Annotated in this window: 19 protein-coding genes, 1 other RNA gene and 1 pseudogene; 6 read left to right on the top strand and 15 right to left on the bottom strand. The window is 59.1% G+C overall.

Translation table 11 applies throughout. The features are described 5' to 3' along the window. Position 1: 1 nt before the first annotated feature. Both AC1DIG_RS13900 and AC1DIG_RS13895 read right to left on the bottom strand, forming a co-directional pair. Positions 2-715 (bottom strand): methyl-accepting chemotaxis protein, encoded by a 714-nt coding sequence (locus tag AC1DIG_RS13900; protein WP_404943199.1) that lies wholly within the window; start codon positions 713-715, stop codon positions 2-4. A gap of 144 nt (positions 716-859) precedes the next feature. After that, positions 860-1,786 (bottom strand): annotated as a pseudogene (locus AC1DIG_RS13895) (methyl-accepting chemotaxis protein); the annotation flags it as partial. 392 nt (positions 1,787-2,178) lie between these two features. On the opposite strand from AC1DIG_RS13895, the gene pmrG reads away from it, so the two are divergent. After that, positions 2,179-2,853 carry a lipopolysaccharide core heptose(II)-phosphate phosphatase PmrG gene (gene pmrG, locus AC1DIG_RS13890; protein ID WP_477767755.1) on the top strand — a complete coding sequence of 225 codons (675 nt, stop codon included), beginning with the start codon at positions 2,179-2,181 and terminating at the stop codon, positions 2,851-2,853. 112 nt (positions 2,854-2,965) lie between these two features. On the opposite strand, the gene AC1DIG_RS13885 is transcribed toward pmrG, so the two are convergent. Both AC1DIG_RS13885 and AC1DIG_RS13880 read right to left on the bottom strand, forming a co-directional pair. After that, positions 2,966-4,420: an ArnT family glycosyltransferase gene (locus AC1DIG_RS13885; RefSeq protein WP_477767789.1), complete on the bottom strand. Its 1,455-nt coding sequence runs from the start codon at positions 4,418-4,420 to the stop codon at positions 2,966-2,968. A 168-nt stretch (positions 4,421-4,588) separates the two neighbouring features. Next, the gene (locus AC1DIG_RS13880) at positions 4,589-5,998 is read right to left on the bottom strand and encodes a DUF2252 domain-containing protein (RefSeq protein WP_477767754.1); all 1,410 of its coding nucleotides are present in this window, start codon (positions 5,996-5,998) and stop codon (positions 4,589-4,591) included. A 231-nt stretch (positions 5,999-6,229) separates the two neighbouring features. Here AC1DIG_RS13880 and AC1DIG_RS13875 point away from each other — a divergent pair, with 231 nt between their 5' ends. Beyond that, complete coding sequence (locus tag AC1DIG_RS13875) at positions 6,230-7,147, top strand: YeeE/YedE thiosulfate transporter family protein (RefSeq protein ID WP_477767753.1); 918 nt, start codon at positions 6,230-6,232, stop codon at positions 7,145-7,147. A gap of 250 nt (positions 7,148-7,397) precedes the next feature. Here AC1DIG_RS13875 and AC1DIG_RS13870 read toward each other — a convergent pair whose 3' ends face one another. Genes AC1DIG_RS13870 through AC1DIG_RS13860 form a run of 3 tightly spaced genes read right to left on the bottom strand, consistent with a single transcriptional unit; the run spans position 7,398 to position 8,248 of the window. Beyond that, entirely contained in the window at positions 7,398-7,655 is a 258-nt protein-coding gene (locus tag AC1DIG_RS13870; RefSeq protein ID WP_477767752.1) for a hypothetical protein, read from the bottom strand. 35 nt (positions 7,656-7,690) lie between these two features. Continuing rightward, positions 7,691-7,984 (bottom strand): DUF6124 family protein, encoded by a 294-nt coding sequence (locus AC1DIG_RS13865; RefSeq protein ID WP_477767751.1) that lies wholly within the window; start codon positions 7,982-7,984, stop codon positions 7,691-7,693. Positions 7,985-8,029: 45 nt separating this feature from the next. After that, a complete protein-coding gene (locus AC1DIG_RS13860) occupies positions 8,030-8,248 on the bottom strand; it encodes a hypothetical protein (protein ID WP_477767750.1) in 219 nt (72 codons plus the stop codon). Here AC1DIG_RS13860 and AC1DIG_RS13855 point away from each other — a divergent pair. Next, complete coding sequence (locus AC1DIG_RS13855) at positions 8,232-8,669, top strand: YciI family protein (protein ID WP_019691737.1); 438 nt, start codon at positions 8,232-8,234, stop codon at positions 8,667-8,669. The two genes, AC1DIG_RS13860 and AC1DIG_RS13855, sit on opposite strands and share 17 nt — an antisense overlap. Before the next feature lie 112 nt (positions 8,670-8,781). Here the strand turns inward: AC1DIG_RS13855 and AC1DIG_RS13850 are convergent, their stop codons facing one another. After that, positions 8,782-9,354: a LuxR C-terminal-related transcriptional regulator gene (locus tag AC1DIG_RS13850; RefSeq protein ID WP_477767749.1), complete on the bottom strand. Its 573-nt coding sequence runs from the start codon at positions 9,352-9,354 to the stop codon at positions 8,782-8,784. 150 nt (positions 9,355-9,504) lie between these two features. On the opposite strand from AC1DIG_RS13850, the gene AC1DIG_RS13845 reads away from it, so the two are divergent. Genes AC1DIG_RS13845 through AC1DIG_RS13835 form a run of 3 tightly spaced genes read left to right on the top strand, consistent with a single transcriptional unit; the run spans position 9,505 to position 13,610 of the window. Beyond that, the gene (locus AC1DIG_RS13845) at positions 9,505-10,683 is read left to right on the top strand and encodes an acetyl-CoA acetyltransferase (RefSeq protein WP_477767748.1); all 1,179 of its coding nucleotides are present in this window, start codon (positions 9,505-9,507) and stop codon (positions 10,681-10,683) included. A gap of 2 nt (positions 10,684-10,685) precedes the next feature. Continuing rightward, complete coding sequence (locus AC1DIG_RS13840) at positions 10,686-12,227, top strand: class I adenylate-forming enzyme family protein (protein ID WP_477767747.1); 1,542 nt, start codon at positions 10,686-10,688, stop codon at positions 12,225-12,227. Positions 12,228-12,269: 42 nt separating this feature from the next. Continuing rightward, positions 12,270-13,610: an MFS transporter gene (locus AC1DIG_RS13835; RefSeq protein WP_477767746.1), complete on the top strand. Its 1,341-nt coding sequence runs from the start codon at positions 12,270-12,272 to the stop codon at positions 13,608-13,610. Positions 13,611-13,716: 106 nt separating this feature from the next. On the opposite strand, the gene AC1DIG_RS13830 is transcribed toward AC1DIG_RS13835, so the two are convergent. The 7 genes from AC1DIG_RS13830 to AC1DIG_RS13800 all read right to left on the bottom strand — a co-directional run bounded on the left by AC1DIG_RS13830 (position 13,717) and on the right by AC1DIG_RS13800 (position 21,470). After that, on the bottom strand, positions 13,717-14,571 hold the full coding sequence (locus AC1DIG_RS13830; protein ID WP_477767745.1) for a DUF1460 domain-containing protein: 855 nt from the start codon (positions 14,569-14,571) through the stop codon (positions 13,717-13,719). Positions 14,572-14,791: 220 nt separating this feature from the next. Beyond that, positions 14,792-15,185, bottom strand: a transfer-messenger RNA (tmRNA) gene (gene ssrA, locus AC1DIG_RS13825). 93 nt (positions 15,186-15,278) lie between these two features. Beyond that, positions 15,279-15,554 (bottom strand): hypothetical protein, encoded by a 276-nt coding sequence (locus AC1DIG_RS13820; protein ID WP_477767744.1) that lies wholly within the window; start codon positions 15,552-15,554, stop codon positions 15,279-15,281. Between the two features lie 162 nt (positions 15,555-15,716). Continuing rightward, on the bottom strand, positions 15,717-18,527 hold the full coding sequence (locus AC1DIG_RS13815; protein ID WP_477767743.1) for an FAD-binding and (Fe-S)-binding domain-containing protein: 2,811 nt from the start codon (positions 18,525-18,527) through the stop codon (positions 15,717-15,719). Next, complete coding sequence (locus tag AC1DIG_RS13810) at positions 18,524-19,195, bottom strand: LutC/YkgG family protein (RefSeq protein ID WP_477767742.1); 672 nt, start codon at positions 19,193-19,195, stop codon at positions 18,524-18,526. Before AC1DIG_RS13810 ends, AC1DIG_RS13815 begins: the two co-directional genes overlap by 4 nt. Further along, positions 19,195-20,649 carry a LutB/LldF family L-lactate oxidation iron-sulfur protein gene (locus AC1DIG_RS13805; RefSeq protein ID WP_477767741.1) on the bottom strand — a complete coding sequence of 485 codons (1,455 nt, stop codon included), beginning with the start codon at positions 20,647-20,649 and terminating at the stop codon, positions 19,195-19,197. The genes AC1DIG_RS13810 and AC1DIG_RS13805 overlap by 1 nt, the downstream gene beginning before the upstream one ends. Continuing rightward, a complete protein-coding gene (locus AC1DIG_RS13800; RefSeq protein ID WP_477767740.1) occupies positions 20,646-21,470 on the bottom strand; it encodes a (Fe-S)-binding protein in 825 nt (274 codons plus the stop codon). Before AC1DIG_RS13800 ends, AC1DIG_RS13805 begins: the two co-directional genes overlap by 4 nt. Positions 21,471-21,549: the final 79 nt, after the last annotated feature.

The following is a 21,549-nucleotide window of genomic DNA, read 5'->3' as shown; positions in this document are numbered from 1 at the left end:
GTCAGACGCGGAAGTGGCTCACCATCATCTGCAACTGATTGCCCAACCGTGCCAGTTCAACGCTGGACGCGGCGGTTTCATCACTGGCGGCGGCCGTCTGCTCGGAGACGTCGCGCACGTTGATGATGCTGCGGCTGATCTCTTCGGCCACCGCGCTTTGCTGCTCGGCAGCGGCGGCGATCTGCTGGTTCATCGACTGGATGTTCGACACCGTGCGGGTGATGTTTTCCAGTGATACACCGGCCTTGCGGGTCAGCTCGACGCTGCTGTCGGTCAGGCTGCGGCTGTTGTTCATCACCGCGGCCACTTGCTGGGTGCCGTTCTGCAGACCGGCGACCAGACCTTCGATTTCCTCGGTGGATTTCTGCGTGCGTTGGGCCAGGCCACGCACTTCGTCAGCAACCACGGCGAAACCGCGACCGGCTTCACCGGCGCGTGCCGCTTCGATGGCGGCGTTGAGTGCCAGCAGGTTGGTCTGTTCGGCGACGGCCTTGATCACGTCCATGACGCTGCCAATCTTGTCGCTTTCCTGTTGCAGCACGGTCATGGCTTCGGTGGAACGCACCACTTCGCTGGCCAGGCGTTCGATCTGGGCGATCGCTTCGTTGACCACTTTATCGCCTTCGCGGGCTTCACCGTCAGCCGCGGCTGCCGCTTGCGAGGCTTCTTCGGCGTTGCGCGCGACTTCCTGCACGGTGGCCGTCATTTCGTGCATGGCGGTGGCGACCTGATCGGTTTCAATCTTCTGGCTGTTGACCCCGGCACTGGTTTCTTCGGTGACGGCCGACAGCTCTTCGGCAGCGCTGGCGATCTGCGTGACGCCATCGCGGATGCCGCTGATCAGGTCGCGCAGGGTGACGCCCATCCGTGCGATGCCTTGCTGCAACACGCCAAGTTCGTCACGACGGGTGACGTGGACGTCATGGGTCAGGTCGCCACCGGCGATACGCTCGACCACCGCCAGGGTTTCGCGCAGCGGGCGGGTGATCTGACGGGTGATGATCACGGCCGCGAGAACGCCGACCAGCAACGCCAGCAATGTACTGATCAGTTGCAGGGTGCGTGCCTGGGTGCTTTCGATGTCGCGGCGATCCAGCTGGATCTGATACAGCGCATCACTGCGCGCAACGATGTCGTTACCCTGAACGGTCATTTCCTGACGAGCCAGAACCGCTTCGCTGTTGGCTGCCTTGAAGGCCTGCAACGCACTGCGGTAATTCAGCAAGGCGCTTTGCAGCTGACGCAACGCGTCTTGCTGGGTGTCGGCGAAATGCGTGTTGAGTGCTTTCAGGCTGGCGATTGCCGCGTCGAGTTGGGCAACGGCTTTTTGCTCGGTGGTCGGATTACTGTCGGCGGTGTAGCCGCGGACTTCGTAGCGGGCGAGCTGAAACTGTTCCTTGGCCTCAGTAATGGCCAGGAACTGCTCGAAGCGTTGATCGCTCAAGGGCATCTGGCGCACGCGGGTGTCGATATCACCGATCAGCGTGTTGGCGCTCTCGGCATTCTCGCCCATGGCCTGACGCGCGCTGTTCCCGGTTCGGTAAGCGTTGCGCATTTTGTTCAACGACTGCTGGTAGGCGTCGATGACCGCGCCCTGTTCTTTGAGCAGTTTGAGGTTTTCCGGGCTCTTGAAGCTCGATACCAGCGATTGCTGCTGGGCCTTGAAGCCGTCGAGGGCGGTTTGCACGGTTTGCGCCACGGTTTCGTCGCCGTCGGCCAGCATGTACTGCAAACGGGTAACCCGCAGTTTGGTCAGGCCCGCATTGAGCTGAGTGATATCGCTCATCCAGTTGCTGCGGTCGATCAGCCCACCCAGGCTGGTCCAGCCGGTCAGGGCGAGAATGCACGTAAGGGCCAGCACGAGGCCGAAACCCAGGCCCAGCTTCAGGTTGACGCTGATATTGGCGAACCAGCTATTCATCAAAAATTCCTCCAGGAACGTTGTGCTTCTTATCGTCAGTTGGCTGGAAGATTATTGTTTTTGGAGGCCAGCAGAATGTATTCGTAGAGGGTGTATCGGCGGCAGGTGCGATAGCTGAAACGTTTTTCGTAACGAGAAAATACGGGGCATGCGCGTCGGTTGAGCATTTTTTCACATTCATTTCACTGGGTAGTTACGCGTCGACTTTTAATGTTGCCCGTACAATTGGGTATTCGTGTGTCCGAGGTGGTGTGAAGGTGGAGTCAAGATGGGGTCTTGCGGGTATCAAGCGTTCACTGAATAGGGGAGGGCTCACTCGTGCCAAATACATTGCCCTTGCCCTACTGGCATCGCTCTTTGTTATCGCGTTGGCTTTCTGGCTACTGCGCCCAGTCGGCCCGGCGGACCTGGCCCATGGCAACATTGCCGGGGACAAAGCCCTGGCGGCCAGTTGGGCCAAGGGCGATACGATTGTGCTGATCCGTCATGTTGAACGATGCGACCACTCCACCGCTCCTTGCCTGGACAGTGCCGATGGCATTACCGAACGCGCGCGCGCGGTAGCTACCGGGATTGGTTCGCAATACGCACACCTGGGCCTGACTAACGCTGACATCTACAACAGCCCGTTGACGCGGACCGCGCAAACGTCGCGCTACATGTTCAATACACTTGACAGTGCCCAGGATTGGCTCATCAACTGCAAAGGCACGATGCTGCGTGACGTGCTGGCGCACAAGGTCACCGGCCGTAACCTGGTGCTGGTCACTCACAGCGAGTGCATGGTGGATCTGGAAAAAGAACTGAAGTTGCCAACATCGACCCCAGGGTATGGCGCGTCGCTGTTTTTTACGCTGGATACCGCGCAAACCCAGCCGAAACTGCTTGGGCTTATCGAAGCCGCTGACTGGCAATCCGTCGATATCAAGTAAGCCACCTCAGACACAACCAGGCGCAGGTGTTGGGCTGATACTCAACGTCGCTACTTTTTCCGGACAATAAAAAACGGCACCTGTATCAGGTGCCGTTTTTTTGTTGGCTGTCTTAGAGCGTGACGAAGTAGTACACCTGACGGCCCACCAGTATTTGCTTCACTATTTTCAGCGGTGCAGTGGGTTCTTTATCGCCGGCAAGCAGCGCCACATTGTTTGGGGAGGCGGCGAGAAACGTCGTCAGCTCGGCGTCGGTCTCCAGGTCCTTGAGCAGGCTATGGGTGTAGAACACGGTCGCCCCGGCGGTCCGTTCGTTCGCCTTGAACAGCGCTACTTCCTGGCCGTTGGCCTGCATTGTCTGGATTTGATCGGTCAATGGCAGGAACGACTCTTTGCGGTCGGCACGTGGGAACGCCCATTGGGCCGCTGACAGATAAGCGACGACGAACAGACTGATGATGCCGATCGCAATACCACGACGGTTGCGGGCGATTTTACCAAGCAAGGTCGATGCTTCGGTGTGCTGGCGCAGACGCTCGAACAGCACGGCGGCATATTCCGCGGCGATTACCGCGGCGGCCGGTGTCAGTGACATCAGGTAAACGGTGCGCTTGCTCGACGCCAGGGTCAGCATCAGGAATTGTGCAAGCAGCCACACCGTAAAGAACAACAGGTAGCGATTGTTCGCCAGGCTCTTACGGAAATGCCACAGGCCCAGATACACCAGGATGTTCCACGGCAGGAAGGCTTCCGGCAGTTTGGTCAGATAGTAATAGAACGGCTCATAGTGACCGGCTTGAACGAACGAACCGCTGAAGCGACCAACGCTATTGGTCAGCAACACCTCGGCCAGTGCCTGCGAGCCGCCGCGCTGATAGAGCATGAAAAGCCAGATCACCAAGGGGATCAGCCCGAGCAGGGTCGCCAGTGCCGGGCCTATCCAGCGCGCAAGGCTGAAGCGTTTGTCGATCAGGCTCTCGGTCAGCAGATAGAAGAAGATCACCACGCCCGGCATCGCCAGACCGAGCACGCCTTTGCTCAACGTGGCGATGGCGATGCCGACGGCGAAAAGCAGCCAGCTGCCCAGGGCGCCACGCCGTTCGGCTTGTTGGCGATGGGCCTGATAGAACGAAAGCAGCGCCAGGGTTACGCCGAGGCTCAGCAGCGCGTCTTCACCGACGCCGCGAACGTTGCCCCAGTAACTGGCCATGGTTGCCAGCATGATCCCGGCGACCAGGGCGATGGTCGTTGGCCGGCCGAACCGACGCAGCAGGGTGTACAGCAGCATCACACTGAACAAACCGGCGAAGGCCGACGCCAGCCGCACCGCCCATGGTGTGCCACCAAATGCACGAATCGCCCCGGCATCAAGCCAAAGGCTCAGTGGCGGCTTCTCCAGAAAAGGCTGGCCAAACAGGCGCGGCGTCACCCAATCGTTATCCAGGTGCATTTCCATGGCGATGCCGGCAACCCGGGCTTCGGTGGAACCTTGCAACTGGTGATTGCCGAGGGCGAAGAAGAACAGCAGGCAGGTGAGTAGAAACAGGAGTGGGGCAGGGCGTGACATAGGCATCAGGCTACCGAAGGATGAGGGCCGAGAGTAAAACAGGACTCGAAAGTATACGAGGCCACTTCTTAACAAATTGTGAATTGGAAACATTCATTGGTAAGGGCGACCGGTTTATAGCTCAGTAGAACCGGGTCGGTCACTCTTTGCGTTTGTTTAGATATGCGCCTAAGGCAGATGATCGGCGGCAAAGTCAGCTTCCGAACGGGCCTGTAGTTTGCCTTTGCGGCAGGCTCGTTGAAAGCGTTCGAAGTCGCGCTCGTTCTGCTCGGAATAGGCCTTGGCGTACTTGAACAGTGCATTGGTCATGACCTCGCTCTTGCCAATGTAACCGCTGATCTGCGCAGCTTGCCCTGAGGCTTTGGCGTGGGCCCGAGCCAGGGCTTTGCCACAAATGTGGCCATAGGCGGAAAACGTTTCGGCATCGAAGGTTTCCAGCTCTGCCGAGATTTTCATGTCCCGTAGCTGGCGCACGTAGAAGTGCTGGCCATTGGGGCTGGTGGTCCAACCGAGAAACAGATCGCTGGCCGACTGCATCAGGCGCTGGCCTTCAACCACGCGCTGACCGTCATGGCGTATCCGCGATTTGGCTTTGACGTAATCGGCGAGCACCGAGCGGCGTGCTTCCTTGATCTGTAGAAACAGCGGTCGCTCCTGATCGTCGGTCAGCAGCGCGACCAGGCAGCGCGTCCCGACACTGCCCACCCCAACGACTTTAAACGCCAGGTCCTGGGCCTGGAAGCGCGCCAGTAATTCGCGACGATCGCCCATCAGCGTGGCTCGGTAATCGCGCATGAGGGAATCGTACAGTGGCCGCCAATCGTCCACGCGCATCCAGTCATCATCGTTGTCCAGCAGCGTGGAGTTTTTGTGCAGATGGAAGATATGTGGCGGATCATCACGGATCAGCAAGCGGCCGTGTTTATCGCGCTCGCATATCTTGGGCAGCAGTTCGGCATGGGTACGATGCTCGGCTTTGTTAATGGCATTTTTCACATGCTCCAGCGTGCTGGTGGAAGGCTCCTGTTTGAGCAAGTCGTTGTAACCGAGGGCGTCGTACCAGATTTCCAGGGCACTTTGTTCGGCACATTCGGCCATGCTCTCTTGATAGGCTGCGACCACACGGCGACAGATGGCTTCCTCCACTGACGCACCGTGGCGCAGGTCGCGAACGGCGACCACGAAGCTTGTCACCAGCCGTTTCAGGTCCCATTCCCAGGGGCCGGGGTGAGCTTCGTCGAAGTCGTTGACGCTGAACAGCAGGTTGCGTTCCGGCGTACCAAAACCACCGAAGTTCATCAGGTGACAATCACCGCAAATGGTTGAGTGCAGCCCCATGTCCGGTGTACCGGACAGGTCGTGGGCATGAAGCAGGGCATTGCCACGATAGAAGGCGAACGGCGAAACCAGCATGCGCCCGAAGCGCAATTCATTCAGCGAACGGATTCGCCCTGCACTGGAGGCTTTGATCAGGGGCAGTGGGTCGCGATCGATCTTCCCGTGCAGCGCCTGGTCATTGCGCGAGCACTGCTTGCGCGCATCTTTGCCCTGTTTCAGACGGTCTTTGAGGGTGTTCATGAGGTCCCTTCGAGGTGGGCTGAATGGCTGGCGCAGACAGGAAAGGCGCCGCTGGGCGAAGTGTAGGACTCGCTTGAAAGCTAGCAGTAATCCCGCTGTTAGCCAGTCTTTGCGTTGGCTGACAACCTTGAGCAGGTCAATACGATGGCGTAGTTGTCGCCTTGCCGAGCCCACTGAAAAGCCGACTAGTCTTTAATGCATCGATGGGCCTGTCGAGGTGTGAGGAGGCGTGTGCTTTCGTTGCTGATCGCGTTATTGCTGGCATTCCTGATTGGCTGGGTTTCGCAGCGGATGGGCATGTGCCTGGTCAAAGCCAGCGCTTTAATGCTCAAACGTCGGCCCACCTTGTTCGTGGCACTGGTTTCCTGCGGGTTGTTTGGCCTGCTCCTGGCGCCGCTTTATCACCATTTCGGTATCAGCCAGCCGTTGTTCACGCCCGAAGTCGGGTATCCGTTGCTGATCGGTGGCGGACTGTTATTTGGCGTCGCCTCGGTGCTCAACGACGGTTGCAGCGTCGGCACCCTGACCAAACTCACCTGCGGCAATCTCAATAAAGCCTTTACGATTGTCGGCTGGGTGCTGGGGATCGTGCTCTGGTATCGGCTCAACATGTTGCCCGAGCACAGAACCCTGCTGATGCCCGAAATCTCCAGCAGCCACTACCTGCTCACCCTGGGTGTGGTGTTGATGGCGTTGCTGTTTCTGGCCTATGTTCACGGCGACAAACATCTGGTGTTCTCCAGCATGCTGCTGGGGGCGCTGACCAGCGCGCTGTACACCTTCGAACCGCAATGGACGCCCAGCGTGTTCTTCTACCACCTGTCACAGCTGTTCTGGATGCCCGAACAAACGACCCTCACCGGCCAGCGCGTCGTGGTGTTCGTGATGTTGCTGGTGGGCATGCTCAGCTTCACCCTGCGCCGCAAGACTTTCAGCTATCAGCCGTTCAACTTGTCAAAGGCATGCGTGCACTTATTGGCCGGGGTGCTGATGGGCATTGGCGCGTCGATGATGCTCGGCGGCAACGACTCACAGATTTTGCTGGTATTCCCGACGCTGAGTTTGACCTCGACGTTGCCATTGGCCTCGATTGTCGTGGGGATTGTGGGGACGTTGTGGGTGAAGCGGTGGTGGGCGCGTGCGCGGTAGCCCTCTCACCATGACCTGTTGGCTTAACGGTAAGTGACAGAATATGAAACCTTCCGTAGCAGCTGGCGAAGCCTGCGTTCGGCTGTGCAACAGTCGTAAATCCTGCCTCCTCGGTCGATCTGGAAGACCGCACTGCATGATTTTACGACTGCTTCGCAGTCGAACGCAGGCTTCGCCAGCTGCTACGGGTCAGGCGATGCCCCTGTAATCTCTTAACTGGCAGGCATTACTCACAAGGGCCATTTTTTCCTTATGACGGAAAAACCTGCGCCTGCAATCGTCGCCCAACGACGTCCAGCAAATCACAACCATCGCGCAGTGAAACCACCAGTGCGCGCGCCAGTTCACTGTGAATCCCCTCGCTGGTGGCGACGATCTCCAGCAACTGGGTCGTGGTGCGGATGCGGTAGGCGGCTGTTTCGTGCAGCACGTCCAGCGGCGCCTCGGTGTCGATCAACAGGGATGCAACAGTACAGTCGATGCCGGTGATGGGCATGTATCGAGCCATGGCAGAACCTCCATTCATGAGCAGAACGTGACCACTCAGTGGTGAGCGGCAGGTTGAGGTTCGTGCGATGCGTCCGGCGTGTCGAAATGCTCCAGCGCCCGATTCACCAGCAACTCACCCAGCACGATCAACTGCTGAATCGCCAGCGCCACGTTGCGACGCGAGTCTTCGAGCTGGAAGGCCAGGTCGCTGGTCATGACGTTGAGCGAGGCGAGGGTTTCGCTGGTGTGGATCAGCAGGGTTTCGGTGTCGATGTCGGGGAGGAGGGTGAAGAGATTGCTTGCAGGAGTGGTGGTTTTTTCGGGGGGATTGGGGGTGATCTTTTTCATGCTGGAACTCCGGTAGTCTCGAGAGGCCTACACTTTTACGGCCTGTCACAACCGGTCGCTCATTTGCTGCGACGATTCAAAGGTATCTTCGCGACGAGAGGCTTTCCAGTTCATCAATGCCGCCGCAGTGTGCGGGAAATGTCCTAGGATCGTTGGGCGCGCGGTAATAAAAAATGAAGGGCTGTCGATTTGCGGCGCTACCGTTCGACAAGGTAGTGAGTAGTTCACATCCAACGGAGAGACGACGATGCGATTCATGATCATTATAAAAGCCAGCCAGGATTCTGAAGCCGGCGTGATGCCCAGCCAGGAATTGTTGACCGCGATGGGCAACTACAACGAAGAGCTGGTCAAGGCTGGCATCCTCCTCGGCGGCGAAGGCCTGCACCCCAGCAGCAAGGGCACCCGCGTACGCTTCTCGGGCGAGAAACGCACGGTGATCGACGGCCCGTTCGCCGAAACCAAGGAACTGATCGCCGGCTACTGGCTGTGGCAGGTGAAGTCGAAGCAGGAAGCCATCGACTGGGTCAAACGCTGCCCCAACCCGATGCCGGGTACTGAGGCCGAGATAGAAATTCGCCAGGTGTTCGAGGCGGAAGATTTCGGCGCGGAGTTCACACCGGAGCTGCGCGAGCAGGAAGAGCGTGTGTGGGCTCAGGCGAAAGATCAGGCGAAGAAGTGCTGAAACGCAATGGGCGCGGGGAAAGGATCGAGACGTGAATCGGATACTTTTCCCCGCGCCCCCGATCAGGTTGTGCGGAGTTCAATGCTAAGGCCTGTGTGGCAGTGCTTGTTGATCAACTCACAAAAATAATCTTCGACACCAACTCCGCGCTGTTCTTGGCCTGTAGCTTTTTCATCAGGCGGGCGCGGTGGACTTCCACGGTTCTGTGGGAAATCGCCAGTTTTTTTGCCACTTCCTTGCAGGTCAGGCCGTTGACGATGTGCATCGAGATTTCGCGTTCACGGGGCGTGAGGTTCACGGTGGCGTGGTGTGGCCGGTCCATGCGTTCGAAGTGCCAGACCATCAGTTTGAATGGATCGTCCGGGGTCAGGCTGTAGCCGTGCGACCTGGCCCAGAACACTTCGCCGTTTTTGTGTTGCATAAAGCGTTCGTCGGAGTAGGAGCCGCTCTGGCTGTTGCGCAACCAGGTCTGGCTGCGATTGCCGATGGTCTTGTAGTCCGCCTGGGAGGGATAGATCAGCAGGGTCAGATGACCCAGAAGCTCTTCGCGTTCGTAGCCGAACAACTCCAGAAATGCCTCGTTGCAATCGAGCATCACACGGTTGCCGGTGATGAGCTGAGGGGCGGGTGACACCCTGAATGCCAGGCGCTCAAGGTCTTTCAGTTGATGTGCGAAAACGGTCATTGGGCATCCTGCCTCGATTAAATCCGGTACTGACGACACCATGGGCCAGCACCGTTACTTATCCATGTACGTAGTTCCACGAACTAGCGAGCGATCCGGACGGTAGGTCATTGTAGGGAATGCCTGATCCAAGCACAGAAGAAAATCACCATGCCCCATGATTCCGTATCCATCGTCGCTGCCGCTCACTCCCGTTTTGGCCGTCTGGACGGTTCCACGCTGGAAGACCTTATCGTTCAGGTCACCCGCGAAGCCCTGGAGGACGCCGCCATCGACGCCTCGGCAATCGACGCGCTGTTCCTCGGACATTTCAACTCGGGGATGGTTGCGGATGGTTTTCCCGCCTCGTTGATGCTGCAAGCTGACCCAGGCTTGCGCTTCAAGCCCGCGACCCGTTGCGAAAACGCCTGCGCTTCGGGTTCGGCGGCGATTCATGCGGGGATCAACGCGATCCGCTCAGGCTCAGCCGAACTGGTGTTGGTCGTGGGCGCCGAGAAGATGACCTCCAACTCCACGGCCGACGTCACCAAGGCCCTGGCCGGTGCCGGTTATCAGAACGATGTCGAAGAGGCTGGGCTCAGTTTTCCACAATTGTTCGGCCTGGCTGCGCAACAGTACCGTGACCGCTACCAGTGCCCGATGGCGTCAATGGCCGCGATCGCCACCAAGAACCACTCCAATGCCATGGCCAACCCCTTGGCGCAGATGCACCGGGTCATGGATTTCGAACACTGCAACAACGTGTCGAAAAGCAATCCGTATGTGGCGGAGTCGTTGCGCCTGACCGATTGCTCGCTGATCAGCGATGGGGCTGCGGCCATTGTGCTGGCCTCGTCCAAGCGCGCCAGGCGGTTTCGTCGTGACGTACTGATTCGCTCGGCGACGCAGGTCAACGATTTCCTGCCGATTGCCCAGCGCGACATCCTCGCGTTTGAAGGCCCGCAGCGCGCGATCCATTCGGCGCTGCGCGGGGCCAATATCACCTTGGCCGACCTGAGCTTTGCCGAGGTTCATGACTGCTTCACCATCGCCGAATTGCTGATCTACGAAGCCATGGGCCTGGCGCCCAAAGGCGAAGGCCATCGGGCGCTGGATGACGGTATCGTGCGGGCGGGTGGGCGTCTGCCGGTGAACCTGTCGGGCGGGCTCAAGGCCAAGGGGCATCCGGTGGGCGCCACGGGGGTGTCGATGCACGCTATGGCCTTTCGGCAGTTGACCGGCGAGCCGATCGGCCTGGCTGTGCCGAATCCCGAGTTCGGTCTGTTGTTCAACATGGGCGGCATGGCGGTCGCCAACTATGCTTCGGTGCTTCAGGCACGCAGGGCTTGAGCATGAACATTGCCAACTGGTTGAACGACGCCGGCCGACGCTGGCCAGAACGTCCAGCGTTGTTTGAGGGGCAGCGGCAAGTCGCCGACTACGCCACGTTTGCCGCCCGTGTCCGTAGCCGTGCCGCGCAGCTCATAGACGAGCACGGCATTGCGCCCGGCGACCGTGTGGCGCTGTTCATGAAGAACAGTTGCGAATACCTCGAACTGCTTTATGCCGTCTGGTGGGTGGGCGCGGTGGTGGTGCCGATCAACTGCAAGCTGCACCCTGCTGAAGCCGGCTGGATCGTCGACAATGCGCAAGCCCGGCTGATTTTCACCGATGGCAACAACGTGTTCTCGCCCGAGGCATTGCCGCAGGGCTGTCGAGAGCTGACTGCAGCGGCCAGTCTGGCTTGCGCTTCGGTCGATGCGACGACGTTGGAAGATCCCTGTTCTCGTGATGCCGATGACCTTGCCTGGCTGTTCTACACCTCCGGCACCACCGGACGATCCAAAGGAGTGATGCTCTCTCATGGCAATCTGACGGCCATGTCGCTGTGTTATCCGCTCGACGTTGATCCGGTCAGCCCGGATGACGCAGTGGTGTACGCGGCCCCGATGTCCCATGGCGCCGGCCTCTACAACTTTATCCATGTGCGTTGCGGTGCTCGCCATGTGGTCCCCGAGTCCCGTGGCTTCAAGGCTGACGAGCTGTTCGAGCTGGCGAGCGGGCTGCGCAATATCACCCTGTTCGCCGCCCCGACCATGGTCAAGCGCATGGTTGAGCAGGCCCGTCGCCAAGGCTATGGCGGCGACGGGATCAAAACCATCGTCTACGGTGGCGCGCCGATGTACCTGGCGGATCTGCAAGACGCGGTCGAGACCTTTGGTGCGCGGTTGGTGCAGATCTATGGTCAGGGCGAGAGCCCGATGACGATCAGTGCCTTGTCGCGAGAGCTGATCGCAGATCGCAGCCGTCCCGACTGGGCCTCACTGGCCGCTTCCGTGGGGCGGGCGCAATCGTGCGTGGAGATCAGGATTCTGGACCCTGAGCACCGGCCGTTACCGCCTGGCCAGCCGGGGGAAATCGCCGTGCGGGGTCCCACCGTCATGCAGGGCTACTGGCGCAATGACGCCGCGACTCGCCAGACTTTGGTGGATGGCTGGCTGTTGACCGGCGACATTGGTTTTCTTGATTGCGCGGGATATCTGACGCTGACCGATCGCTCCAAGGATGTGATCATTTCCGGGGGCTGCAACGTGTACCCGCGGGAAGTCGAGGAAGTGCTGGCGCAACACCCTGAAGTATTTGAAGTCTGCGTAGTGGGCGAGCCGGATGTGCAGTGGGGGGAATCGGTGGTAGCGTTTGTCGTCCCCCGCAGTGCCGGGGTGCTCGACGAGTCTTTGCTCAATGCCTGGTTCATCGAGCGCATGGCGTCGTTCAAAAAGCCGAAGAAGTATGTGTTTCGTACCGAGCTGCCCAGGAACAGCTACGGCAAGATTCTCAAGACCGATTTGCGCCTCTGGTTGAAGGAGGTTGCGAGCGGCACTGCAGTTCCCTGAGACGTGTTTTCCATGGAAAGAAATCAGACAGGAGTCCCTCACGTGGGCATTCAACAGAAGAACCCGACCCGGCAACGGCGTCGGGCGTTTATCGGTGCAACGTCCGGCCACCTCATCGAGTGGTACGACTACGGCGTTTATGGGTTTCTCGCCGTCTATATCGGCAAGGCGTTCTTCGTCTCCGACGACCCGACCACCAGCCTGCTCGCCAGTTTTGCGGCTTTTGCCTTGAGCTTTTTCATTCGACCGCTGGGGGGGCTGTTCTTCGGTCCGCTGGCGGACAAGATCGGCCGGCGCAAGACCCTGATCACGGTGTTGGTGATGATGGCTGGCTCCACCTTTTTGTTGGGGCTGCTGCCGACTTACGCCTCGATAGGGATCGCAGCGCCGATCCTTCTGGTGTTGATCCGCTGTGTGCAGGGCTTCTCGGCCGGTGGCGAGATCGGCACCATCACCAGTTTCATCTCCGAGTACGCCGGGCCCGGGCGACGCGGGTTTGCGACGTGCTGGTTGATGGTGACGGCGGTACTCGGCCTGTTGCTGGGCGGTGCGGTGGCCAACGGCATGACCTGGGTCATGGGCGCTGACCTGATGCAAGCCTGGGGCTGGCGTATTCCGTTTCTGATCGCGGCGCCGCTGGGCCTGATCTCGATGTACATCCGCCTGAAGCTCGAAGACAGTCCCGAGTTCCTCGCGCTGCAGCGCGCAGGGGAAACCTCCAAAGCGCCTCTGCGAGAAGTCTGGCAGTGGAAACGGGCGATTGCCCTGGTGTTCTTCATCATTACCCTGCACAGCTCGATCTTCTATCTGGTGCTGACCTTCGCCTCGACCTACATGTCGAGCATCCTCAAGTTCGACAGCGGCACGACCTTGCTCTACGTCTTCGTTGCCAGCCTCTCGGCCGCAGTGGTCATGCCGTTCGGCGGCGCATTCACCGATAAATACGGACGCAAGCCGTTTTTGTTGGTGATCGGCACCTTGGCCACCCTGGCGATGTTCTGGCTGTTCAAATCGGCACCGACGGCGACGCCGGCTTCGTTTATCTACCCGTTGATGGCAGTGGCAATCCTGTTCGGCCTGTATGCCTCGTCGACTTACGCATTGATGAGCGAGTTGTTGCCCACGCGAATCCGCTCCACGGGCATCGCGGTGGCGTACAACATCCCGGTGGCGGTATTTGGCGGTAGTGCACCGCTGATTTCCACTTGGCTGATCAAGGTGACCGGCGACATTACCTCGCCCTGGTACTTTTACATCGGCACGGGCGTGGTATCGCTGATCGCACTGGTGCTACTGCGCAAGGAGGATTTTGTCGCCTGCGCAAGTCCCGCCGAGGTGCCGAAGACCGGGCGAGCCGATCTGGCGTTGGCACCCACTCCTTGAACAGGTAAGTAATAGACAAAGCCCAGATGCAACAAAGCCCGTACAAGACGGGCTTTGTCGATGTTTGAGGGTGTAGAGGGTTCGCACAACACGGGCGAACCAGAACTCATTGAGCCTCAGGCACAGATTGCCGTGCCCGCAACACCACGATCCCCGGAGTCTTCGCGATGTAGTCCTTGAAGGGAGAGTCTACGACTTCCCTGTTCTTTTTCTTCGAAGAGGCATTACGCAGCACGGGCCCTTCGTCCTTGTTGATAAAGAACCCGGTATGGGTAACGTCCAGGCCGGCGAGTTGGGTGTAGATGCCAACGTAATCGCCAGTCTGCAAACGGCTGATCACATGATCGTTAACAAATGCGCTGGGGATATAGGTAATCGTGCGCTCGGTCATGGGCACCCCCGGCAAGTAGGCGCTGCCATCGGCTTTTCGATTGAGGCGCTTAACCACGGTTACCGCATGAGGGCTGATTTGCGCGGTGACATCGTCGGCCAACTTTTGCTCGGCTTGCGACCAGTCTGTGAAGAAGTGCCGGCGATGCAGGTAATCGAGATTGCCGTTCACATAACGCGTCTGAATGAGGTTTTTGAAGAAGTCCGCTTCATTGTTGGACTTTCTCAGCGCTTCGACGTAATCCAGATAGGTGAAACAGTCCAGGCCCCTGAAGTCGACGACCAATGCTTCCGGCGTGGTAGCAGAGCCCTGCAATCTGTTCGCGGAATAGGGCCGTCCCAAAAACTCCCGTGAAATCAGATTGTTCATCTGCCCTATGTCATCGGGGTTGATCGCTGAGCGTTCTTTGAGCAGGGCATCCAGTTTGCTGGCGGTATAACCATCCATCTCCAGTGGCGTGTGCCCATTCGCGGACACGACGTTCTCCACTGCTTTTGTATTGCCGACGGGCAGCCCAGTCCCGCACGCTGTCAGCATGGATGCCAAAAGAAATACAGCAGACCTGCGCATTCGAATTCCCATCGTTTTCGGCTGTTACGTCGTAAATGGTAATGTTTATTGATAGGTCTGTGGGGATTTTGAGACTGTCGGGGGGAGGAGCGAAGTACTTTAGCGACGGGCTGTCTGCTGGCTTTGTGCCGTGCTTGAGCGTTTTTGGCATGCTTTTGCGAAAGCTCAAACCCCAGATGCAACAAAGCCCGCACTAGGCGGGCTTTGTTGATGCTTCGTTTGGTGGAGCCGGGGGGATTTGAACCCCCGTCCGCCAGTACTCCGCTGTCGGTACTACATGCGTAGCCGTGTCTATTAAGTTAACCCTCAGCGACCCGACGGGCAGGGTGCTTTGGGCGAGTTGTGTAAGTTTTAGCCGCTTCGTCCACAACGTACTGCACGGCGATTCTGTTCTATATGACAATCACTTTGGGTTTACAGACATCCCCTGATGATTGCTGGACCCGAAGGTACCAGGAGGGAAGGGCTAAGGCTGCTTACGCAGCGAGAGCGTATTCCCCGTAGGTTTCGTCATTGGCAACTATAGGAAGTTGCAACAGTGGATTTACGAGTTCTGTTACCAACTCGGCATGCACCTAAAGTTTCGCAACCGGCGTCGAATCCTAAACGGCCCCGAACCTGCTGTGTGTAACCAGCAGGTGAACACAGTGTACGCCAATGCGTGGAGCGAGTCGACCTTCTGTCCGCGCTTGCGTGTCAGAGCCGGGTTACTGGCTGTTCTTGTGGCTTTGAACCGACTGCAGCGCTTGCTGCGTCAGGGATACGCATTCCCTGTCGTTTTTTGCGGAATAAGCAGATTTTGCTTGCTGGAGTTTGCTCGTGGCGTCGCTTTGTGTGGCGGCATCGAGCTTGGTCGCATTGGCCAGTTCGCTGGTGAGTGTTTGAAGGTTCCTTGCGCACATATCGCTCTCGTTCGAGGCAAAGGCGTGGGCGGTTGTCAGTGTTGTGCAGATAAGCAGTCCGGCCAGGGCGGATCGCTTCATGGGTTTTCTCCTTGAGCAGCATCGGGAACCAAGGGGCTTGGGCTTAACAGATAGACTGTGGCGGCGCACAAGGGTTCTTGTGACGGGGGAAATAGCGTTGTATTTCGTCGGCAGGAGAGTACAGCAAAGGGGCAGAGCGCCCCTTGCTGGATAACCTCGATTTCAGAGCGTTTTGGCTTGGGTCACCCGGTCCACCAGGTAAACCAGCCCGTGGTAGTCGATCCCGCCATGCTGGCTCAGACCGATTTCACAGGTGCGGCTGGTGGAGATACCTTCGCTACAATGCTGCACGGCGTCTTTTAATGTGCGTAGTGAGTGAGCGTTCAGTTCCGGTGTGGTGAAGCCCTTGTCGCCGGCAAACCCGCAGCAGTGAATGCCTTCCGGAATCACCACGTTTTTACTGCAACGTCGCGCGAGATCGATCAGCGCCTGGCTCTCGCCAAGGTGCTGAGTGCTGCAGGTGACGTGTACTGCAATCGGCGCTTCCTGAGGCGTGAAGTCCAGTCGGTCGATCAAGTGCGTACGAATGAAGCGCACCGGGTCGTACAGGTCCAGACGCACATCGCCAAGGTCTTGCATCAGGCGCAAGGTGCAGGGGCTGGTGTCGCAATAGATCGGGTCGAGCCCGCCGCGGCTGGCGTGCAGCAATGCACCGATCAGTTCCTGGCGTTTGTGCTCGGCTTGCTCGGTATAGCCTTTGGAGGCGAACGGCTGACCGCAGCAGAGGTTGTCCTGATTGTCCGGCGAAACCACCTGGTAGCCGGCTTTTTCCAGCAGGCCACGGGTCTTGTCGTACAGCGACATTTGTTCCTTGTCTCCCACCGCCGGGCCCATCACCCGCGACACGCACGCCGCCAGATACACCACGCGCGGGCGCTCGTCGGCCACCGTCGGGCTGAAGCGAATCGCTCGTTCCGGTTGCGGCATGGCATTGGTCCACTGCGGGATTTGTCCTTTGGACAGCTTGGTCAGTGCAGCAGAAATCTTCGTCAGCCGTGGTGCGCCCAGTAGCATCCGCGCACCGTTGGCCACGTGTAGTGTGAAGCGTGCGCCTTGCAGTGCAGTGGCGAAATTTCCTTCAAGCCAGTTGGCAGTTTTCGTCCGGGTTGCCGTGCGGCTACGGAGTTTTTTCACCAGTTCACCGGTGTTGATTCCGACCGGGCAGCGTTGCGCACAGAGGCCGGTGGCGGCGCAGGTGTCGAGGCCTTGATATTGATAAGCCTCTTCCAGCTGGGAGGTATCGATGCCTGCGCGTTTTTTTGCCTGAATGTCACGCCAGATCACGATGCGCTGGCGCGGGCTCAAGGTTAGGCCTTTCGATGGGCAGACCGGTTCGCAGAAACCGCACTCGATGCACTTATCCACAATCTCGTCGGCGGCCGGCAGCGGTTTCAGGTGCTTGAGGTGGATCTGTGGATCCTCGCTGAGCACCACGTCCGGGTTAAGAATGCCGTTCGGGTCGAGCAGGCGCTTGAGCTGCCACATCAACTGATAGGCATCGCTGCCCCATTCCAGTTCGACGAAGGGCGCCATGTTGCGTCCGGTGCCGTGTTCGGCTTTCAGCGAACCGCCAAACTCGACGGCAACCAATTGCGCCACGTCGTCCATGAACGCCTGGTAGCGTGCGACTTCTTCCGCGCTATTGAAGCCTTGGGTGAAGACAAAGTGCAGATTGCCTTCCAGTGCATGACCGAAAAGTATCGCTTCGTCGTAGTGATGTTTGTCGAACAACTCGATCAAGCGGTTCACACCAGCCGCCAGTTGCTCCACCGGGAAGGTCACGTCTTCGATGATCACCGTGGTGCCAGTTTTGCGCACCGCGCCGACGGCGGGGAAGGTGTCTTTGCGGATCGCCCACAGCCTGGCGTTTTCTGTCGGGTCTTGTGTGAAGTCGACCTGTTTCTCCACCGGGAACGCGACCAGTGAATTCATGATCTGCGCCAGTTGCTCGTGCAGCAGTGCAGTTGATGCCGCGCGGGATTCGATCAGCAAAGCGCAGGCGTTGGCCGACAGTTGCTGGACGAAGGTCGGCATCCCGGGTTTGTCCTGCACCGAGCGTAGGCTGCGGCGGTCGAGCAGCTCCACGGCCGAGACTGGTTGGTTTTTCAGTACAGTCACGGCGTTGCAGCAGGTTTCGACATCCGGGAAGACGATCAGCGCAGAGGCTTTGTTCGGATGGTCGATCACCGTGTCGTAGGTCACCGCACTGATAAACCCCAGCGTGCCTTCGGAGCCCACCAGCAAGTGGCTCAAGATATCCACAGGCTCGTCGAAATCCACCAAGGCATTGAGTGACAGGCCGGTGGTATTTTTCAGACGGTATTTGTGGCGAATCTTTGCGGCCAATTCGGCATTGGCGCGGGTCTCGCGGCCCAAAGTCGCCAGACGCTCCAGCAACTCGGAATGACTGCTGCGAAATGCCGCGACACTGGTGGCGTCCTCGGTGTCGAGGCGGCTGCCATCGGCCAGTACCAGGCGAATGCCGGCCAGCGTGTGGTAGGTATTTTGCGTGGTGCCGCAGCACATGCCGCTGGCGTTGTTGGCGACGATACCGCCGATTTTGCAGGCATTGATTGATGCCGGATCGGGGCCGATTTTGCGGCCAAACGGTGCCAGCCAGGCATTCGCCTGTGCGCCGATCACCCCCGGTTGCAGGCGGATTTGTGTGCCCTGAGCGCGGATCTCGCGACCGTTCCAGTTATCGCCGAGTACGATCAGCACCGAGTCGCTGATGGCCTGGCCAGAGAGGCTGGTGCCAGCGGCGCGAAAGGTCACTGGCACGCGGTCACGCTGGGCCAGTTTCAGCAGGGCAACCACTTCGTCTTCAGACTCGACGCGAATCACCAGCTTCGGAATCAGCCGATAGAAGCTCGCGTCGGTGCCGAAGGCCAGGGTCGACAGCGGATCGTCGAAACGCCGGTCCTCTGGAATCAGTTGCTGCGCATCACGCAGGAAAGCTGCCGGTAGGCTCATTGGTCCTCCAGGATCAGCACCACCAGGTCTTTCGGGCCGTGGGCGCCGTAAGCCAGGACTTGCTCGATGTCGGCGGTTTTCGACGGGCCGGATACCAGCAAGGCGTTGGTCGGCATGCCTTGGGCCCACTCGTACTCTTGCTGCACCTGATAAAAGTTGTCGCGAATTTCACTGGCCTTGAGCAGGGCGAAATGCACCGGTGGCACCAGGCTCATCAGCCTTGGTTCTTCGCGGGTCGGCCAGATGATCAGGCTGCCGGTGGCGGCGATTGCGCCGAGAGTGGTGGTGAGGCTGGCCGGGGTGTCATTGAACAGCTCGGCTTTCCATTCTTCTACCGGACGGTCGTAGGCTTTCAGTGTGGGCAGGTCGGGATTGTTCGCCCAATGCTGTGTGACACGTTGCCCGTGTGGCGTAGTCGGTGCGATCAGCAGGCTCGGCAACTGGCGGTCGCGCAGCAATTGCGCGAGCAACGCCGGCCAGCCTTGCTCGCTGGTCAGGTGGATTTCGGTGTGCACCGCTTCCATCAGTTTGCGCAGTTGCGGGATGCGTTGTTCCGGGGTGTAGGTGTAAGGCTCGGTCACCAGTGCTTCGTCGAAGTTGTCAGGCACTGGCGTGGTGCCGGTCAGGCTGTTGCGCAGTTTGGCGAGGATGTTTTGCTTGGCGCTCATCAGCGATCTCCCTGTTTGGCCAGATGCTCGCGGGCCATGTCATGCAGTGAGCGGGCGGCGGGTTTTGGCGCGCTATGGTTTTGCGTCCACGGGCCAACGTTGCTTGGCGTGAGGGCGCGCAGGCGAGTGGCGAAGAAACCGAACAGCCGATACAGCGTCGGCGAGCTGTTGAGCTTTGCCCAGGCGTTCCAGATGAAGCGCTCTTTGCGCGAGTACTTGCTGCCTTGGCCGCGCATCACTTGATGAGGACTGTCAGGGGCTTTGACGTTTTCTTCGCGTAGGCGGCGCAGCAGTGCCGGGATCGGAATTTTTACCGGGCAGACTTCACCGCAGGCGCCGCACAGCGACGAGGCGCTTGGGTGGTCCGGGACTTTCGCCAGGCCGACCATGTGTGGGGTGATGATCTTGCCGATCGGGCCTGGGTAAACCTCGCCATAGGCATGACCACCGATGCGCGTGTAAACCGGGCAATGGTTCATGCAGGCGCCGCAGCGGATGCAGTTCAGGGTCTGGCGCAGTTCGCTGTCGGCAAAGGCCTGGCTGCGACCGTTGTCGAGCAATACCAGGTGCACTTCTTGCGGGCCGTCGAGTTCATGCTCCTTGCGCGGGCCGGAGATCATGTTGACGTAAGTGGTGATGGGCTGGCCGAGGGCCGAGCGCGTCAGCAAGGAGAGCAGCGGTACAACGTCGCGCAGGTTTTCGACGACTTTCTCGATCCCGGTGACCGCGATGTGTACCGGAGGCACGGTGGTCGACATGCGGCCGTTGCCTTCGTTTTCCACCAGCAGCAGGGTGCCGGTTTCGGCCACGGCGAAGTTGACGCCGGAGACGCCGATGTCCGCTTCGAAGAATTTCTGCCGCAAGACTTTGCGACCGATCTGAATGAGTTGGTCAACGTCCTTGGTGTATTCCACGCCAAGTTTGTTGTGGAACAAGGACGCGACCTGACCGGCATTCTTGTGGATCGCCGGCATAATAATGTGTGAAGGCTTCTCGTGGTCGAGCTGGACGATGAACTCGCCCATGTCCGACTCAAGGCATTCAACGCCTTGTTCAGCGAGGACATGGTTCATCTCCATCTCTTCGCTGACCATCGATTTGCCCTTGATCACTTGCCGCGCCTCGTGAGCACGGATGATCGACAAGACGATGCCATTGGCCTCGTCCACCGTTTCCGCCCAGTGCACTGTCACACCGTTGCGGGTCAGGTTCTGTTCCAGTTGCTCGAGCAGGTCGGGCAACTTGGATAACGCGCGGGCACGAATAGCATTACCCAGTGCGCGTAAGTGTTCTCGCTCGAAGGCATCGCTGAAGGACGCTGCCCGCTTTGCCATCAGTGAATCCATTGCACTACGAAAGTTGTTTCGCAGTTGCTTGTCACCCAACGCCTCGTGAGCCCGGGTGCGAAAATCTTCTTCAACCGCTACCGTTGGAATCAGCGTGGAAGTGCTCATTTTGCACCTCCGGTACGCTGCCAGAGGAAGCTGGCCAGATGTTGGCCGCGTAACGCTTCGTTCTGTTTTTCCAGCGAGCCATTGATGTTCATCAAGCAGCCGCAGTCGGCACTCAGCACCGTGTGTGCGCCGGATTCCTTCAGGGCTTTGGTCTTGTCAGCGACCATTGCTCCGGAAATGTCTGGCATTCGGACGCTGAATGTCCCACCAAAGCCACAGCATTCACTTTCGTGATCGTGGTCGACCCGCTTCACGTTGCTCAGTTGCGACAACAACTCGCGACCATGCAAGTGGGTGTTCATCTCCCGCCGTGCCGAGCACGAGGTGTGCAGCGCCACTTTGACCGGTTCGCCGCTGTCCTTGAGCTGCACCTTGCAGACGAACAGCAGAAACTCGGCCAGCTCATAGGTTCGCGCCGCCAGGGCCTGAACCTGTTTCAACGTGTCCGGCTCGTCCTTGAACAAGTCGGCGTAATGTTCACGCAGCATTCCTGCGCAGGAGCCTGAAGGCACCACTACCGGATAGTCACCGGCGAACAGCGCCAATTGCGAGCGCGCTACGGTCCGGGCCTGTTCGGTGTAACCCGAGGTGTAGGCCGGTTGTCCGCAGCAGCTTTGCCCTTGCGGGTACTCCACGCGAATGCCTTCGCGTTCGAGCAGGTGAATCGCGTCCATCCCGGCCTCGGGATAAAACAGGTCGACCACACAGGTGCCGAACAGGTAGACCCGCTGCGGTTTTTCGCTGGGGTACTGGCGCGGTTCAGGCAGTGGCGGGGCGACACGGGTCGCGTTCGGCACAGCGTTGTAAAAAAGCTCGCTCATCAGGCGTGTCTCCGGGTGGTCCCGGTTATCCGTCCGCTGAGGCTGCTGACTATAAAGCGGGAAGCTTTCAGCAGCCTTG

It is taken from the genome of Pseudomonas sp. 05N431 (assembly GCF_056397005.1).
Note: the sequence above shows the minus strand (reverse complement) of the source record. Positions and strands in the feature narration are given on the sequence as shown.

What these genes read in the sequence shown, in the direction of transcription:
- AC1DIG_RS13860 (WP_477767750.1), bottom strand. Translation starts at nt 8,248, where the DNA reads ATGATCATGAATCGCATCGTCGTCTCTCCGTTGGATGTGAACTACTCA.
- AC1DIG_RS13845 (WP_477767748.1), top strand. Translation starts at nt 9,505, where the DNA reads ATGCCCCATGATTCCGTATCCATCGTCGCTGCCGCTCACTCCCGTTTT.
- AC1DIG_RS13855 (WP_019691737.1), top strand. Translation starts at nt 8,232, where the DNA reads ATGCGATTCATGATCATTATAAAAGCCAGCCAGGATTCTGAAGCCGGC.
- AC1DIG_RS13870 (WP_477767752.1), bottom strand. Translation starts at nt 7,655, where the DNA reads ATGGCTCGATACATGCCCATCACCGGCATCGACTGTACTGTTGCATCC.
- AC1DIG_RS13885 (WP_477767789.1), bottom strand. Translation starts at nt 4,420, where the DNA reads ATGTCACGCCCTGCCCCACTCCTGTTTCTACTCACCTGCCTGCTGTTC.
- AC1DIG_RS13815 (WP_477767743.1), bottom strand. Translation starts at nt 18,527, where the DNA reads ATGAGCCTACCGGCAGCTTTCCTGCGTGATGCGCAGCAACTGATTCCA.
- AC1DIG_RS13820 (WP_477767744.1), bottom strand. Translation starts at nt 15,554, where the DNA reads ATGAAGCGATCCGCCCTGGCCGGACTGCTTATCTGCACAACACTGACA.
- AC1DIG_RS13865 (WP_477767751.1), bottom strand. Translation starts at nt 7,984, where the DNA reads ATGAAAAAGATCACCCCCAATCCCCCCGAAAAAACCACCACTCCTGCA.
- AC1DIG_RS13850 (WP_477767749.1), bottom strand. Translation starts at nt 9,354, where the DNA reads ATGACCGTTTTCGCACATCAACTGAAAGACCTTGAGCGCCTGGCATTC.
- AC1DIG_RS13900 (WP_404943199.1), bottom strand. Translation starts at nt 715, where the DNA reads ATGCACGAAATGACGGCCACCGTGCAGGAAGTCGCGCGCAACGCCGAA.
- AC1DIG_RS13800 (WP_477767740.1), bottom strand. Translation starts at nt 21,470, where the DNA reads ATGAGCGAGCTTTTTTACAACGCTGTGCCGAACGCGACCCGTGTCGCC.
- AC1DIG_RS13805 (WP_477767741.1), bottom strand. Translation starts at nt 20,649, where the DNA reads ATGAGCACTTCCACGCTGATTCCAACGGTAGCGGTTGAAGAAGATTTT.
- AC1DIG_RS13840 (WP_477767747.1), top strand. Translation starts at nt 10,686, where the DNA reads ATGAACATTGCCAACTGGTTGAACGACGCCGGCCGACGCTGGCCAGAA.
- AC1DIG_RS13880 (WP_477767754.1), bottom strand. Translation starts at nt 5,998, where the DNA reads ATGAACACCCTCAAAGACCGTCTGAAACAGGGCAAAGATGCGCGCAAG.
- AC1DIG_RS13830 (WP_477767745.1), bottom strand. Translation starts at nt 14,571, where the DNA reads ATGCGCAGGTCTGCTGTATTTCTTTTGGCATCCATGCTGACAGCGTGC.
- AC1DIG_RS13810 (WP_477767742.1), bottom strand. Translation starts at nt 19,195, where the DNA reads ATGAGCGCCAAGCAAAACATCCTCGCCAAACTGCGCAACAGCCTGACC.